This is a genomic window from Microcoleus vaginatus PCC 9802 (assembly GCA_022701275.1).
In the GTDB taxonomy this organism is placed as follows: Bacteria; Cyanobacteriota; Cyanobacteriia; order Cyanobacteriales; family Microcoleaceae; genus Microcoleus; species Microcoleus vaginatus_A.
Window position 1 is genome coordinate 4,522,889 of sequence record CP031740.1, and the last position, 14,073, is coordinate 4,536,961.

The following is a 14,073-nucleotide window of genomic DNA, read 5'->3' on the forward strand; positions in this document are numbered from 1 at the left end:
CTTTTAATTTTTCAAGCGATATAGCACCGACTCAGTATTAAAATCTTTACCGAAAACTGGTTGCAGCGGGCCCTGGGCACTTGTCAGCCAAGATAAAGCTTTTCTGGTAGCTGCGTTTGTCTCAGTCAGGGGCCCGAATCCCACAGTCCTAATTTTATTTTGCCGCAGGTTGTCAATCCATGCCGAAAGTCGCTCGGCTTTAAACGGCACATATAAAACTTGTCTGTCCAAATTTCTCCCGTAAAACAGGTAGCTGCGCGAACTTAAAAAGAAGCCTATTCTTTCATCGGGTGCTGTATTTTTATCAATATATTCGTAAATACCACGATACAGTTCTGTGCGTGCAAAATCTCGCTTTTCCCTCCAATGACCAATTACTATCAATCCTATACACACACCAATTATCACTATATAAATTGATTTTTTTCGAGTGGGAAATAGATAATTCAGCCATCCGAAGCCAGGATTGATTTTCCACAATATCGCCGCCAGCGTCACTGACACAATATAAAATATCGGAGCTGGTAATATATCTTGCCAACTGGGGGCTAAAATTTTTCCGATAGTATTAATAGTTTCTACTGGGTTAGACTTAAAATTGTCAATCAACAAACTCCCCCAAACAATACTATGTCCGGTGAAAGAAGCATTTTTAATATAATCAAAAATTGTGTTGCTAGTAATTCCGAACAAACCACTAACCAAAACCACTGCCAGAACAACTTGATTTTGAGTTTTCAAGAGAGTTGCTGTAGCTGCTGCGGCGATGGCGAGTACGCTTAAAAAGGGAAATCCGTATCTGAGGTTAAAACCGAGTATAGGGCTGAGTTTACCGATCGAGTCTCCGACAGTACCGGAGGTGTAAGGTGTAATTAGATACAGAATTCCTGTGCTGGCGAGAAGTATAATTAAAATAATATTATTTTGATTAATTCTTCTGGTTTTACCTTGGATAAAAGCCAGAGGCGCTGCCAATACCTGAAGCGCGATCGCCAGAAAGGGCAGTTGCAATCTAATGAGAATTTGTAAGCCGACAGTTTGCCAGTGGGAAATATTGCTGGGATTAAATTGAGCTGCTAAAGTGCTTTGCCAAATCTTTAGAAGTGGCGAAGCGGGCGGCTCCTGTACCGGAGGTATTGGTGCAGGTATGGAAGACGGTAAGGGAACAGGCTCTAAGGGAATTTTAATATCGCCGACTTCGGCGATAGGATAATTGATTTGCAGCAAGTTCCTCGCATACCAAAAACCTGCTAAAAGCAAGCAACAAGCTATGCCGCACAGTAACACTGGTTTGAGAAAGTGGCGAATTCTAAAATTAGCTGGTGTAGATTTTTTATTAACCGCGAATCTTTTAAGTTCTAATATTGCTAATCCTCCTAAAAGTGAGGCTGCATAGACTATTCCCGTGATTTTTATTCCGGCTAGCATTCCTGTGGCTGCCAAAAATAGGGAAAGTTCGGATTGCGATCTGCTGCTATGATAGGATAAACCCAAATATAAACCGACTGTAAATATTGCAGCTAGCGGTAAGTCTGGGTGAATGGTGTTAACTTGGTTGAGCATCATCGGTACTGTCAATACTAAAGATGCTGCTGCCATACCGTGAATTCGCGTTGCTCCAAATTTTACGCTTAAGAGATAGACTGCAATTCCCTCAAGTACCCACGCAATTAGCAGGGGGAAAGCTGCTAGAAAATCTTCTGCGAAGGGAAGCACACACAAAGCAGATAAAACGTGCCAATTGTAGGGATATACTCGGGCTTGTTCTTGTTCAAAAATCCAATTCCCCGCAGCATCTAATAATGTAAAGGAATTGGTTTGATACCATCGGGCGATCGCAGGTAGGTGAAACCACAATGAATCATAATTGGTTGTGGGTTTGCTTGCGAGAGTTTCCAACAGCAAAACTCCTGCAACAGCGGTGGCAACAATAATTAGGAATTCTGAGGGGCCCAAAGGTTGCTTGAGTTGTGGAATCGGCCACTGCGAGAAGGTAAAAGTTTTGTGGTTTTTTGTATAAATCAGGATGAAGCCGATCGCACAAATCAAAATTTCTGCTATCATCACCGCAGTAATATTTAGTCGATCGGCACTTCCTAGAATCAAGCCGATACAAACTTGTACAATGCTCCATCCCGTCAGAAGTACGAGGAGAAAATGGGGAAATGAATAGTTATTGTTTTCTTTCTGATTCTCGAAGGCAAGAGACAAGCTTAAGGGAATCGGGCCGACTATAATAATCAGAAATAAAATTAATTCCCACAAATGCTGCGCTATTAGCATAAGCTGCAAGTTACCATTTTTTATCACTTTTTCCTCGTTACCCGAAAGAGCCAGGTAACGAGGAAAAGCAACGAGTTCACGTGCTGGTTGCACAAAACATTAATTTTCTTGTGGGGTGGGATTTTAGACCGTTCCACAAGAAAATTAATCTAGGCAATCCCCAATTTTTACCTGTTAGCTTGCTTCTGAATTTTGGGTTTGACAGCTTCGGCATCTTTGGGCTTAGAAGTGTCAGCTTTTAAGAGTTCCGGGAATGGCGGCTGGAGGTTGTGAACTTCGATGTCCATTCCCAGCGGCAGAGGTGGAAGCTGGGGCAGATCGTTTTCCAAATCCTTGAGTCCGCTAGCGGTTTGTATTTCCACCATTTTCGGCATTTGCGGTACTTTGGCGGTTTCCAAACTGCCGATCATTTTTGCCAGAGCGAATTCTAGCTGAGATCCCGGGTCGATCGCCACCCAACCCTGGTCAGTCATTTGCCGAACCTCGAAGTGGAGGTGAGGCCCTGTAGACATTCCCGTACTGCCGACGCGGCCGATAGTCTCTCCCTGTTTCACCCACTCTCCCGGTTTCACAAACAGTTCCGAAAGGTGGGCGTAGAGAGTTTCCTGAGACTTTTTGTTGTGGTTGAGAACCACCGTCAAACCGTAGCCACCCAACCAATCGGCGATCGCCACTTGACCGGCATAGGCCGCCAGTACGGGCGTTCCCATCGGGGCCCCCAAATCGGTTCCGGTGTGAAACCTGCCGTAGCCCATAACCGGATGAGTCCGCCACCCAAACGGCGAAGTAATTGCCGAAGCAATAGATAGCGGAAACAGCAAGCTGGTGTTGCCATTTCCGGGCAGGCCTGCGGGACGCGGCGTGAGATTGTAGTAAGCAAAACCGGTATTGCTGCCGCTGCTGACACTAACCGCACCGACTTGAACCGGCCCGAGTCCCATGCTCGGGGCTGGAGCGCCGCCACCGTAAGATGCAGATCCGGCATAATACCCAGCGTCTGCGGAGTATCCTGTGTCTGCGGAGTAGCCGATGTTTGCCGAGTATCCAGTGTCTGCCGAGTATCCTGCGTCTGCCGAGTAGCCGATGTTTGCTGGGTAGCGCGGGGGTGCGTAGGCAGATTCCGGTGGGTTTGAACCCCCCCAAACCTGGCTGCCTATTTGTTGAACGGCTTGACCGATTTTACTGACAGGATTTCCGCTACTATTTTCTGCCACAGTTTCCCGAACATCGCCCGGAATGCTTTCTGGCAAATTTCGAGGAGGAGGGGCTGCAATATAGCGGTCCTCTGCGATCGGAGTTTCCTCTCTGTAGTTGGGTTCTCCGGCATCTGCCGTCACCGGCTCGGAAACAGGAGGAGGCGCGCACAAACCGCCTTCTCCTTCGCAGCCGGTCGATCGTTCTGCAAACTCTATACTTGTTGGCGCTTCGTACTCTTGGTACTCGCTGGTAGCGCCAATGCTGTAGTCTGTTTGGTCGATTTCAGCGTGGGCTGGGTTAACGGGCGCTTCAAAAGGTGGCTCCTGGGCCGTCGCTTCTGGTAGGGGAATCAGCGCGGGTTCCGGCAGATAATATTGGGTGGGAGGTGGTTCGCTGGCGTACTCCGGCTCGGACGGCGGTGCGGCATCGAAAGGCTCGGACGCCGGAACTTCTGCCTGCGGTTCCGGGTCGGGTTCTGGCTCCACTTGGCTGTATTCGGGTTCCGGGGGCGGGAGAGGAGCTTCAAATAATGGCTGGAGGTCTGCTGCGCCGGGGACGGCTTGTTCTGCTGGCGGAGTTTCGGCTTGAGCCCAAACTAGGCCTTTGCTGAGCAGTCCCAGACTGGCAAGACAACCCAGTCCCACCAGCAGTGAGCGATCGGACAAAAGGCGCGATCGAGTCCGGGTGCCTGTAGGGTTCTTTTTTTGCTGTTTGGTGTTCAAAGGGGCTGTTATTTGCTTGTCTGGAACTGATTTCACGATTTTTTTTCCCAACTCAACAGGGGGCACAAGGATCTCGAAGTCAGGATCGAATGTATGGCAATCCTTGTCTTTATATACAGGCCTAACTGATTTTACCGGGCTTGAGGCAATTTTTTTTGCACATAGAACAAGCTCGAATGCCTTGCACATTCAGTCACGCTCGATATCCGGTTTTTTTGATCCCGATGGCACTTGCCTAGAAGTCTGTGACGGCCACACTGATGATAGCGCTTTGGCGTTCCTCTATGTTAATTAGTTGCCTATATTTCTCGGGTTATGCAAAATTTCGGCGCAGTCGGTTGTCCTAAAACCGCCTCCTTCATCGCGATTTTTTCCTGAAAGCTAGCCCTGCCTTTAAACTTCGCGGACAAAATTGTTGATTGTTTAGAATACAAGCTAAATGATGCGCTTGGGTAAGGATAGGTTTCATGACTGTAGCTGGCGATCGCTTGACAAATTTTCCTGACTCTGAATGCGTCGGACAGCCTGACGGAATCAGTTGGGACTGGCAGAGTTCTGAAGGCTTGCCCTATCTGACTTGCAGCTTGCTTTCTCGCTGGTCTCACGGCTTTTTTACTCGCGATTTCTCGCCCCGGGGGCCGATCGATCTGACGGAAGTTCTCGAACCTGGAGCTAAGGTTTACCGACTCCAACAGGTACACGGCAATGCGGTACTCAAAACGAGTGAGTTGTCCCCGGTTGTGGCTCTGGGACCGGAAACTGCTGCCCCAAGCTATGCTGAGGCTGATGGCTTGGTTGCCGAGCGAGAATTGGAGGCGCTGTGGGTTTGCTCGGCTGACTGTGTGCCGGTGCTGATTGCTGACGATCGCACGGGACTCGTTGCGGCAGTTCACGCGGGTTGGCGCGGGACTGCTGCTAAGATATTACCAGAGACGATCGCTCAACTTGTGGCACAAGGCAGTCAACTAGAAAATCTGAAGATTGCTATGGGGCCGGCGATCGCTGGAAAGGTTTACCAGGTATCTGTGGAAGTAGCAGCGGAACTGGGAGCCACTATAGCTCCTAAGAGTGCCGTTAGTGCGACAGCCGACGGCATTCTAGAGTTTTTGCACCAACTGCCGGAAACGCCTGTCTTTGCCGATCCAGAACCGGGAAAGGTACGCTTGGATGTTCGCCTCTGCAATGCTTTGCAATTGCAGCAGTTGGGGATCGATTTTTCTCAAGTGGCGATCGCTCCTTTCTGTACTTATTCTGACTCGGCTCGCTTTTTTTCCTACCGCCGCGATCGACTTAAAAAAGTCCAGTGGTCGGGAATTGTGAGTGCCTGCGGGACAAGTTCCTTCTGAGGGCATTTGGCCGAAGGTAAAATTTTAGACGGCCAAGATAAAAATAAAAATCTTTGGATTCATTATTTTTTATTTCCAAATGCCAAATGCCTTCTATCTTCTACCTTCGTAAGGTTTGCTGGTTCCTGTTTTAAAGCACTAAAAACTAGCAGCAAAACTTTTGGGAAAGCGGCCCAAGCCCCCGCCCCGCTTTCCTCTCTTGTTAAGATTACTCTATAACGAGAGTCTTCAGCGGGTTATTACAATGAGTGAGCCAACTCCCTATCAACTGCTTGAAGTCGATGAAGATGCTTCCTTTGATGAAGTGCAAGAGGCCCGCACGCGCCTAGGTGAGCAGTACAGCGGTGACAAGAAACGTTTGGAATTGATCGAAGCAGCTTACGACGCGATCCTCATGGATCGCCTGCGGCAGCGACAGGAAGGTAAAATTAAAGTGCCCGAACGCATCCGCTTTCCCGAGCGGCTGACTCCCCCACCGGCAAGCTTTACTCCGTCTCCTCCTAGTGGCAGCCCAGCTTGGTTGCAGCGGCTAATCGATACTCCTAGTCGATCGGACATTTTGTGGCCGGCTGGAGTGTATGTGGGGTTAGGCGGACTGAGTATTTATCCGGCGGCTAATGATGGTTTACTACAGTTGACTCTGGCTCTTGGGGTCGGCTCTTGTCTTTATTTTGTTAATCGCAAGGAACAAAAATTTGGTCGGGCTGTGCTGCTGACTGTGTCTGGCTTGGTTATAGGCTTGTTGCTGGGAGGCTTTTTGGGTTCTTTGGTCAGTCCGGCATTTATAACAACAGAGAAATTTATCGCTTTGTTTACGTTTTTAATTCTGTGGCTGGTCAGCGGTTTTCTGCGATAGTCAACAGTCATTAGTCAGCAGTTATTAGTCAGCAGTTATTAGTCAGCAGCCAACCACTAATAACTGTGAAATCAAGACCTCCGACAAATAACATCAGCTAACAATTAAGGACTAATGACTAATAACTAATGACTAATGACTAATGGCTAATGACTAATTTTTGTGACCTAAGATAATCTCCACTGCTTCGCTCAAATTGTTGGCAATTAAATCCGGTTGGTGCTTTTCTAGTTGGGTGCGATCGCGAATTCCGCACAAAACACCAATTACCTTGACACCGTGCGTTTTTGCTGATACAATGTCGGCCTCCGTATCGCCAACCATCCAAATGTCAGAAGCCGGCGGCAGTTCGGCGAGAGCTCTTGCCATCAACAGGGGCTTATCTTTGACATCCCCGGTTTTAACGTAATCGTTGGGGAGGCAATAGCGGCGGTTTTCTGGGAAAAATTGCCCTAAATTACAGCGGTTGAAGGCTTCGTCTAGTTCCCTGACGCGGCGCATGGTCAGGACCGCTAAGTCTACTCCAGCGCGCTGCACCTTTTCGAGCGTTTCCACAGCGCCGGACACTGGTTGATCGTAAATCATGTAAGGGAGCGTGTGAACGGTTTGACGGCGTTTCTGGGCAAAATCGCGGGCTTGATCTGCATCTAATCCTGAGAGGATGGCAATTTCGGTTTCGGGAACCCGCGCGCGCTTCATGTCCCAAAACTCGGCTTTGGGGAGTTCGCGCACTGCTTGGTCCGAACGCTTAGTCTCGGCGAGACAATACTGGTAAACTCGGTAGTAGCGATCGGACACGTCCATGATCGGGCCGTCAAAGTCGGTAATAAGTCTCAGCATTTAGCAGAGTGTTTTTAAGTTTTTATACAAATTCTTCGATACTATATCATTTAAAGGTAACACTTTCTTTACAAAAATTGACACAGATACCTAGGGGAGGTAAGGTCTATAGGAATGGTGCTAATTAAAGGAAACTTTTGAATTAAACTGTGCTGTTCCTCAACTTTAACGGTTGTAAGCCATATCGGGGAATTTAAAATTAAAATGTGTCGCACAAATAGTGTAAACCGCTACATATTCTTCATAAATCTCAACCTCAATAGAGGATGATTTTGACTGCGCTTTCTCACAAAAAGTGGGTCAAATTAATATTGGGCCCCATTTTTAAAATAAGCAAAAAACTGCTTGGAGAATCCAAAGTGTACTGTTTGCATAAATTTGCCACCGGTAACAGGTGATGACATCTGCCAGTATAAAAATTCCCATGATAAATCGCAGCCAAACAACAACTAACTTTACCGGCTAACCTTTGAGAGAGATGCTCTACAATAACGAGATGCTTCCCACATTAACTGTAGAGAGCAGCCCCAGAAGTATTAATATTCTTCTTTATAAGCTGTTATCCTTACGCAGGATTGAATACCTCACAGTCGATCGGGAACTTAAGATTAAAGAAATATCTTTGAAAGTACAAGATTTTGCCTACATTCATGAGGAAGTAGGCGAAGGAAAAGACGTGCGCGATAGTTTTCCAGAACTGATCGGAATTGAAGGACTCCTTGAAGATATTTTTGAAGAAAGACAGCAAGATTGTCAGTTAAAATCAATTAGCCGAGTTCTCGAAGACGGATCTTATTTGTATCTAAACTTGTACATATTTGGTTATAAGGGACAAGCGAATGCTGACAGATTGATTATTTTATGCGAAGATGTGACAGATAGCATTGGATCTCAGCCAACCATGCTTCAGGCTGCCAACAAAACAAGTATGAAAGGCGAGCACGTAGCTGCTGCTGGCGATTATATTGACAAAATTATTAATTCCCTAGGCGATGTTTTGTTCGTAACAGGAACATCGGGCCAAATCAAAAAACTGAATCAAGCTGCACAGCAATTATTTGGATATACCGAATCAGAATTAATCGGCCAATCCATATCCATGATTACGGCTGAGGAGGAATTGTTACGCAAAGTCAGCCAGCTACCTCCTGCACTTAAAAGCGAATATTGGCCTCAAGTAAAAGTAGCTTGCCAAACGAAAATAGGTTTAAAGGTGATTGTTGCGTTTTCATGCTCTACTTTCGAGACAACCACAGGAAGCCCGGATGCAGATAGGGAGGTTATACAAGATTTTGTTTATATCGGCAAAGACATTACCAAGCAACAACGCATAAAAAAGTGTCAAGAAGCACAGTATGCTGTTACTCATATCCTGTCAGAATCAAGTTCTCTAGATAGCGCAACTCCGAAAATTTTGCAAGCTATTTGCCAAAGTTTTGGGTGGGATTTTGGCGAACTTTGGACGCCTGCAGAGGTGGAGAAAGAAACTAGATTGGGTGAGGAAATAAAATCTGAAAAAGATCCGCTTTGGTGCTTGCCGCTTTCCTGTCCGATCGAGGAAACTCCTTGTTGGCGGCGGGTAGCAGTTTGGCAGGCAGCGGAGGAAGTTAGGCAGTTTGCCGAAAACTATCAGCAGATTACTTTGGCTGCGGGTGAGGGTTTGCCGGGAGCGGTTTCCAGAAGCGGTTCTACGCAGTGGATTACTGATCTTGTGGGCGATCGCAATTTCGTGCGATCGCGCTTGGCCGAGGAAGCGGGACTGCGATCGGGATTCGGTTTCCCCATTCACGCTAGGAGCCAAGTTGTAGGAGTAATGACTTTTTTTTGCCGGGAAGAACTGCCACCGGATCAAGATTTACTTCAGATCATAGCTGTGGTAAGTTCTCAATTAGGGGAATTTGTCAAGCGCAAATATGCAGAGAAAGAATTGCAAGAAGCTGAAGCTTCAATCCGATTCTTGTACGAACAAGAAAAACGCCAAAGTGAAGAATTAGCTCGGCAAAATTTAGCTTTAGAACAAGCCAAATTAGAATTACAAGCAGCTAACATGGAATTGCAGCGCCTCGCTTCGGTGGATGGATTGACTCAAATTCCCAACCGCCGCTGTTTTGACAAAAAATTGGAGTTAGAATGGCAGTTGATGGAGCGAGAAAAAGAGTCGCTGTCTTTAATTTTGTGCGATATCGATTTTTTCAAACTTTACAACGATCATTACGGGCATCAAGGAGGCGACGAATGTTTAAAACAAGTAGCCGAGATTTTAGCTAGCAAGGCTCAGCGGGCAGGAGATTTAGCCGCCCGCTACGGTGGCGAAGAATTTGCGGTAATTTTGTCGCGAACTGATGTGCAAGGAGCAAAGCAGATAGCTGAAGCAATTCGCAGCGATTTGAAAGCAGCGGCAATTTTTCATGCTGCTTCCAAGGTAAGTAATTTTATAACTCTTAGTATGGGTATCGCTACTACGGTACCTGCTACTGGTTTATCGATTGAGGAGTTAATTGGACAGGCTGATCGAGCGCTGTATCGAGCTAAACTAGAAGGGCGCGATCGTATAGTTGACCTAGACTTGAAAATAGAATTTCAGCGCCCGAAAGGAGTATTTTCTGATGATTGTGAGAGAAGCTAAAATCGCTGATGCACCTGCAATCGCACGGGTTAATCTAGATACTTGGCGGACAGCTTACCGAAAAATTGTACCCACAGCTTACCTCGCGCAACTGTCCTATGAAAAAGGAGAAAGCCGTTGGCAAGAAATCCTGACAAACGTCAAAAATACTGGGGTTTTTGTCTGCGTTGCTGAGAATGACTCGGGACAAATTGTGGGTTTTGCTGCGGGTGGTTGTGAGCGCACCGGCAAATATATATATAAAGGAGAATTATTTGCCATCTATATTTTGGAGGAATATCAGCGTCAAGGAATCGGACGGCAACTCGTGAGAACAGTTGCCACAAAATTGGCAGAATTAAGTTTGAACTCGATGCTAGTTTGGGTACTAGGAGACAATTCAGCCTATAAATTTTATGAATTCTTAGGAGGTGAAAAAGTAGACGAACAGCAAACAAGTAGAGCCGGAGTTGCACTCAAAGAAATTGCCTACGGGTGGAAAGATATCGCAGTGCTGATTAACACGGCTGTATGACTTAAAAACTGGAACTTTTGTCAATCGTCGATCAAACTTCCCCTCTTCATTTGTTCCCGTTCTATCGCCTCAAACAAAGCTCGAAAATTCCCCGCCCCAAAACCTCCAGCTTGCACCTGTTTGCCATTAACTAAACTAACTCGGCGCTCAATAATCTCCAAAAAGAAAGTCGGTTCTGCAAAAATTGGCTGGGTAAAGATTTGCAGCAGCATCGCTGCGGGAGTATCTTCTTGCCAATCGGCCAACACTTGACAAGCTGCAATTGCTTGCCAATCCGCAGGCAAATAGTTTTGCCGCTGCTGCAATTCGGAGTAGTATGTTGGAGGAACCGGCAGAAAAGGCAAACCGCACGATCGCAAATCGGCAACAACCGCCACGATATTATTAGTTTGCAAAGCCATGTGCTGAATTCCCGGCCCCCGATTTGCGCTCAAAAACTCTTGAATTTGAGAATTAGCTGATGCCGGTTCATTAATCGGGAATTGCACCCCACCTTCAGCGTGCACCATAACTTGGCTCCGCAAAGCTGATTTCTCAGTCTGAATGTCAAAATTTTGCTGCGGTTGAAAATTTAATATTTTTTGATACCAACTAACAGCACTTGACAAATCCCCAGATTCAACATTTAACACTACGTGGTCAATCCGGGTAAACAACGGCCGCTTATCCGAAGCCGATAGCAGTGAATGGCTGCTAATTCGCTCCACGAGTGTATGGCTTAAATCTCCCCAGCCCGAGATTTTTGCCCGCTTAAAATAGCCTCCTGCGTTTAGGTCTTCTTGAATCGGTTCCAGGATTTTAGCACCTTCAGCAGCCGCTCTAGCTACCGCTAATTCAATATTTTTTACCCGAAAGCCTACATCGGCAATCCCTGGAGGATGAAACTTCAACCAACTAGCAGCGGGACTAGCGGGTGTCAGGGGCGAAGATAAAATAAAACATACATTGCCGCTGCTGACAACTTCAGTGCGAGTGTGGCTGCTGGCATAACCTGCTATTGATTGAAAGCCTAACTTGCCGACAAACCAGTCGCGGGATACTTTAGCGTTTTCAACGTAAAATTGAATGCGATCGAACTCCATAATCAATAATTGAAAATGGAAACTGAAAAATGGAAAATCTGCTGATTTTCAAGGCGAAATTGCAAGGGAGGAATTGAGTAATGGATATTTTTCATACTTTTTATTGCGCGCCCACTTAATAATAACCTAAAAATGGAATATCCTAGCTCCCTCTGAAGGCAGAAATAAGTCGGCACTTAAAAGAAACCCGGTGTGTGCGATAACTTAGGTTTGACCGCTAGGCCTTCACCAATAGGACTAAGGCAAAAAAATGGTTTGACGTGCTATTTATAGGGGTAAGGTGCGCGAGTCCATGCACCCTACATAATTAACTGCTGTACAAGTTCTCAAACCTAAAAATATCATAATTTTTCTTGCCTTCAGCTTCCGCTGCGTTCTGCCTTCAAATCACTCCTCAATAGCTAAAAGAACAAATGACTTTCCGGCTGAATATTAATCTCCATCGGCACAGCTTGCGGGTCAGCCGAAAGAGCAAACATAATCGCATTGGCGGCAGTTTCGGTACTCAGCATTTTTGACCTGTCTACCTTCAAACTCACATTATCCCAAAACGGAGAATCCACCCCGCCAAAATAGAATAGCGTAAACTTAATGCCGTAGCGTCGCAGTTCATCTGCCATGCACTTGCTGAAACCAACTACCCCAAACTTTGAAGCGCAATAAGCCGTTCCCATCGCCATCGAATGCTTGCCCAAAATCCCGATGACATTGCAAATGTGGCCGGATTTGCGCTCTTTCATCACATTCGCCGCTGCTTGAGACGTGTAAAAACTGCCTTTTAAGTTCAAGTCAAGCATTGCATCTAAATCAGCGGGTTCTAACTTGTTCCACTGCTTGAGAATTCCGGCACCGGCGGCGTTTACGAGGGCATCAATTTGTCCGAAATGTTCCACAGCTTTGTGCATCAGCGTCTCGACTTGGGGCAAATCGGTGATATCTGTGGGTACGCAGAGTACCTCTGTTGCCGAAAGTTCGCTAGCTAAAGCGTCTAATTTACTGCTGTCTCTGGCGGCGAGCACTAGCCTCGCACCCGCATCAGCGAGTTTGCGGGCCACTGCTGAACCGATGCCGCCAGTTGCACCCACCACAACCACAACTTTGTCCTGCATATCCCTTTACATTTCTTTACGTCCCGATTGTATGATAACTCAAGTTGCTAGTAATGGGGAGGTTGATATATTTTAATTTTTAATTAATTGAGGGAAACTTGCCAGCCTTTTTCGGCTTTTTTTAGCTGGAGAGAAGCGCAGGATTGCAAAAACTTAGTAAATTTCCTACCGAGATTAAAATCTTTAATTATTTGGGTAATTTGTTTGCCGTATTGTCTGTGAAATTCGCTGCCTACATTGGAGAGAAATACAGAATTTTCACGAGAGTTGCCGGTTAAGTCGCCAACGATTTTGACAAGAGCTCTTTCCAAGTCTTCCAGAGAATTAATATCTGTCAAAGTCGCAGGTGCTGTCTGGTGGTTATTCAGAATTTCTTGGCTAAGTATTGGCGGTGGGGGCGATAATCTTACTTCAAAAAGAGTGACATAAGTTTGAGAAACTTCTGAGGGTTTGTGGAGGACAAAATCGGTGGGATATTTAAGAAAGATATCCCGGGTTTTAGTACCGAGCAAATGATGAGCAACAACTTGATTGAGGACTAAGCCGTAATTTTCCCTAAATAAAGCTGCAACAGTGGAAACTTTGATCCACTGAGTTGAGGTGCGTTTTTGCTCTTTTTTGATTAATTCTTTTAGTTGAATAACTAATTGTTCGAGGGGTGTAATTTCCGGTATGGTTACAAGGGAATGGGTTTCCATTTGTCCGGTTTTGCTGTTTAAAACTAGGATTTTATCTATTTGTTTGCGGACTTGAAATACGGTTAGTCCGTGGGCTTGCAGTGTATTGCTGAGGTGAGTGAGGGCGCGATCGGACGAACAGACAAAAATCTCTTTGGCTGTGGGATAATGTACGAAAATCGAGGCGCCGACTGTAGCCATTTTTAAGTCTGCACTGTCTTTGCCGGGGGGGACGTGAATTAGTTGATAGCCGCGCTGGTGAAATTCCGCATCTTTTTTGCCCATGCTGCGCCAGTTGGCAAAGGCGACTTTGATTTGGATTGGATAGTGGCAAATTCCCTCTAGGAATTTTTCGGTTTCGATGGTGAGTTGCAAGTTTTCGACATCTAGCAGCAAGATAGCAATGCCGATTGGAAGCGAATTTGTTTGATGGGTGGTGGGAGTGGGAGGTTTTGAGGAAACTGAGTTTTGTGATTTAGCGGGTGCTGTTTGAGATTGGGCTAGCTGCTGAATTTTGACCGATAATTTGCTGAATTGAGGTGAATTAACGAATTCTGGAACCAGCAGAATTTGTAGGTATTTTTTCGCAGTCAGCAGCAGGGAATCTGTATCGCTGGCTACTGTGAAACTTTTTGTCAATTTTCCAATCAAAACTGACTGAAACTCAGGTTTGGCCCAGGGGGTTTTCCTGTATTTTTCAGCTATCCATTCGGGATGCTGTTCCTGAATGGTAATTAGGGTTTGAGCTATATAGCGACTGATGGCGCTGAATGCGAGAGATTCTTGAGTCGCCAGCAAGGGGGTTCGATCGGGCATGGCCC

The 14,073-nt window shown here is 46.2% G+C and carries 10 protein-coding genes; 4 read left to right on the top strand and 6 right to left on the bottom strand.

What is annotated here, in order from left to right:
* Nucleotides 1-3: 3 nt before the first annotated feature.
* Nucleotides 4-2,283, bottom strand: a complete 2,280-nt coding sequence (locus D0A34_18390; protein ID UNU22361.1) for a hypothetical protein — start codon at nucleotides 2,281-2,283, stop codon at nucleotides 4-6.
* A 167-nt stretch (nucleotides 2,284-2,450) separates the two neighbouring features.
* Nucleotides 2,451-4,268, bottom strand: coding sequence for a peptidase M23 (locus D0A34_18395; protein ID UNU22362.1), 1,818 nt, complete (start codon nucleotides 4,266-4,268; stop codon nucleotides 2,451-2,453).
* Nucleotides 4,269-4,669: 401 nt separating this feature from the next.
* On the opposite strand from D0A34_18395, the gene pgeF reads away from it, so the two are divergent.
* Nucleotides 4,670-5,548: a peptidoglycan editing factor PgeF gene (pgeF, locus tag D0A34_18400; GenBank protein UNU20588.1), complete on the top strand. Its 879-nt coding sequence runs from the start codon at nucleotides 4,670-4,672 to the stop codon at nucleotides 5,546-5,548.
* A 244-nt stretch (nucleotides 5,549-5,792) separates the two neighbouring features.
* Nucleotides 5,793-6,404 (top strand): molecular chaperone DnaJ, encoded by a 612-nt coding sequence (locus D0A34_18405; protein UNU20589.1) that lies wholly within the window; start codon nucleotides 5,793-5,795, stop codon nucleotides 6,402-6,404.
* A gap of 153 nt (nucleotides 6,405-6,557) precedes the next feature.
* On the opposite strand, the gene D0A34_18410 is transcribed toward D0A34_18405, so the two are convergent.
* Complete coding sequence (locus D0A34_18410; protein UNU20590.1) at nucleotides 6,558-7,244, bottom strand: HAD family hydrolase; 687 nt, start codon at nucleotides 7,242-7,244, stop codon at nucleotides 6,558-6,560.
* Nucleotides 7,245-7,722: 478 nt separating this feature from the next.
* On the opposite strand from D0A34_18410, the gene D0A34_18415 reads away from it, so the two are divergent.
* Nucleotides 7,723-9,870: a diguanylate cyclase gene (locus tag D0A34_18415; GenBank protein ID UNU20591.1), complete on the top strand. Its 2,148-nt coding sequence runs from the start codon at nucleotides 7,723-7,725 to the stop codon at nucleotides 9,868-9,870.
* Nucleotides 9,851-10,384 carry a GNAT family N-acetyltransferase gene (locus D0A34_18420; protein ID UNU20592.1) on the top strand — a complete coding sequence of 178 codons (534 nt, stop codon included), beginning with the start codon at nucleotides 9,851-9,853 and terminating at the stop codon, nucleotides 10,382-10,384. The genes D0A34_18415 and D0A34_18420 overlap by 20 nt, the downstream gene beginning before the upstream one ends.
* 20 nt (nucleotides 10,385-10,404) lie before the next feature.
* Here D0A34_18420 and hppD read toward each other — a convergent pair whose 3' ends face one another.
* From hppD to D0A34_18435, 3 genes are all read right to left on the bottom strand, one after another.
* Nucleotides 10,405-11,466 (bottom strand): 4-hydroxyphenylpyruvate dioxygenase, encoded by a 1,062-nt coding sequence (hppD, locus tag D0A34_18425; GenBank protein UNU20593.1) that lies wholly within the window; start codon nucleotides 11,464-11,466, stop codon nucleotides 10,405-10,407.
* A 401-nt stretch (nucleotides 11,467-11,867) separates the two neighbouring features.
* Nucleotides 11,868-12,575: an SDR family oxidoreductase gene (locus D0A34_18430; protein ID UNU20594.1), complete on the bottom strand. Its 708-nt coding sequence runs from the start codon at nucleotides 12,573-12,575 to the stop codon at nucleotides 11,868-11,870.
* Nucleotides 12,576-12,658: 83 nt separating this feature from the next.
* Complete coding sequence (locus D0A34_18435) at nucleotides 12,659-14,068, bottom strand: NYN domain-containing protein (GenBank protein ID UNU20595.1); 1,410 nt, start codon at nucleotides 14,066-14,068, stop codon at nucleotides 12,659-12,661.
* Nucleotides 14,069-14,073 lie beyond the last annotated feature (5 nt).

Coding starts and splice junctions, on each gene's coding strand:
- D0A34_18430 (UNU20594.1), bottom strand. CDS start 12,575: ATGCAGGACAAAGTTGTGGTTGTGGTGGGTGCAACTGGCGGCATCGGT.
- D0A34_18435 (UNU20595.1), bottom strand. CDS start 14,068: ATGCCCGATCGAACCCCCTTGCTGGCGACTCAAGAATCTCTCGCATTC.
- D0A34_18405 (UNU20589.1), top strand. CDS start 5,793: ATGAGTGAGCCAACTCCCTATCAACTGCTTGAAGTCGATGAAGATGCT.
- pgeF (UNU20588.1), top strand. CDS start 4,670: ATGACTGTAGCTGGCGATCGCTTGACAAATTTTCCTGACTCTGAATGC.
- D0A34_18420 (UNU20592.1), top strand. CDS start 9,851: ATGATTGTGAGAGAAGCTAAAATCGCTGATGCACCTGCAATCGCACGG.
- D0A34_18410 (UNU20590.1), bottom strand. CDS start 7,244: ATGCTGAGACTTATTACCGACTTTGACGGCCCGATCATGGACGTGTCC.
- hppD (UNU20593.1), bottom strand. CDS start 11,466: ATGGAGTTCGATCGCATTCAATTTTACGTTGAAAACGCTAAAGTATCC.
- D0A34_18390 (UNU22361.1), bottom strand. CDS start 2,283: ATGCTAATAGCGCAGCATTTGTGGGAATTAATTTTATTTCTGATTATT.
- D0A34_18415 (UNU20591.1), top strand. CDS start 7,723: ATGCTCTACAATAACGAGATGCTTCCCACATTAACTGTAGAGAGCAGC.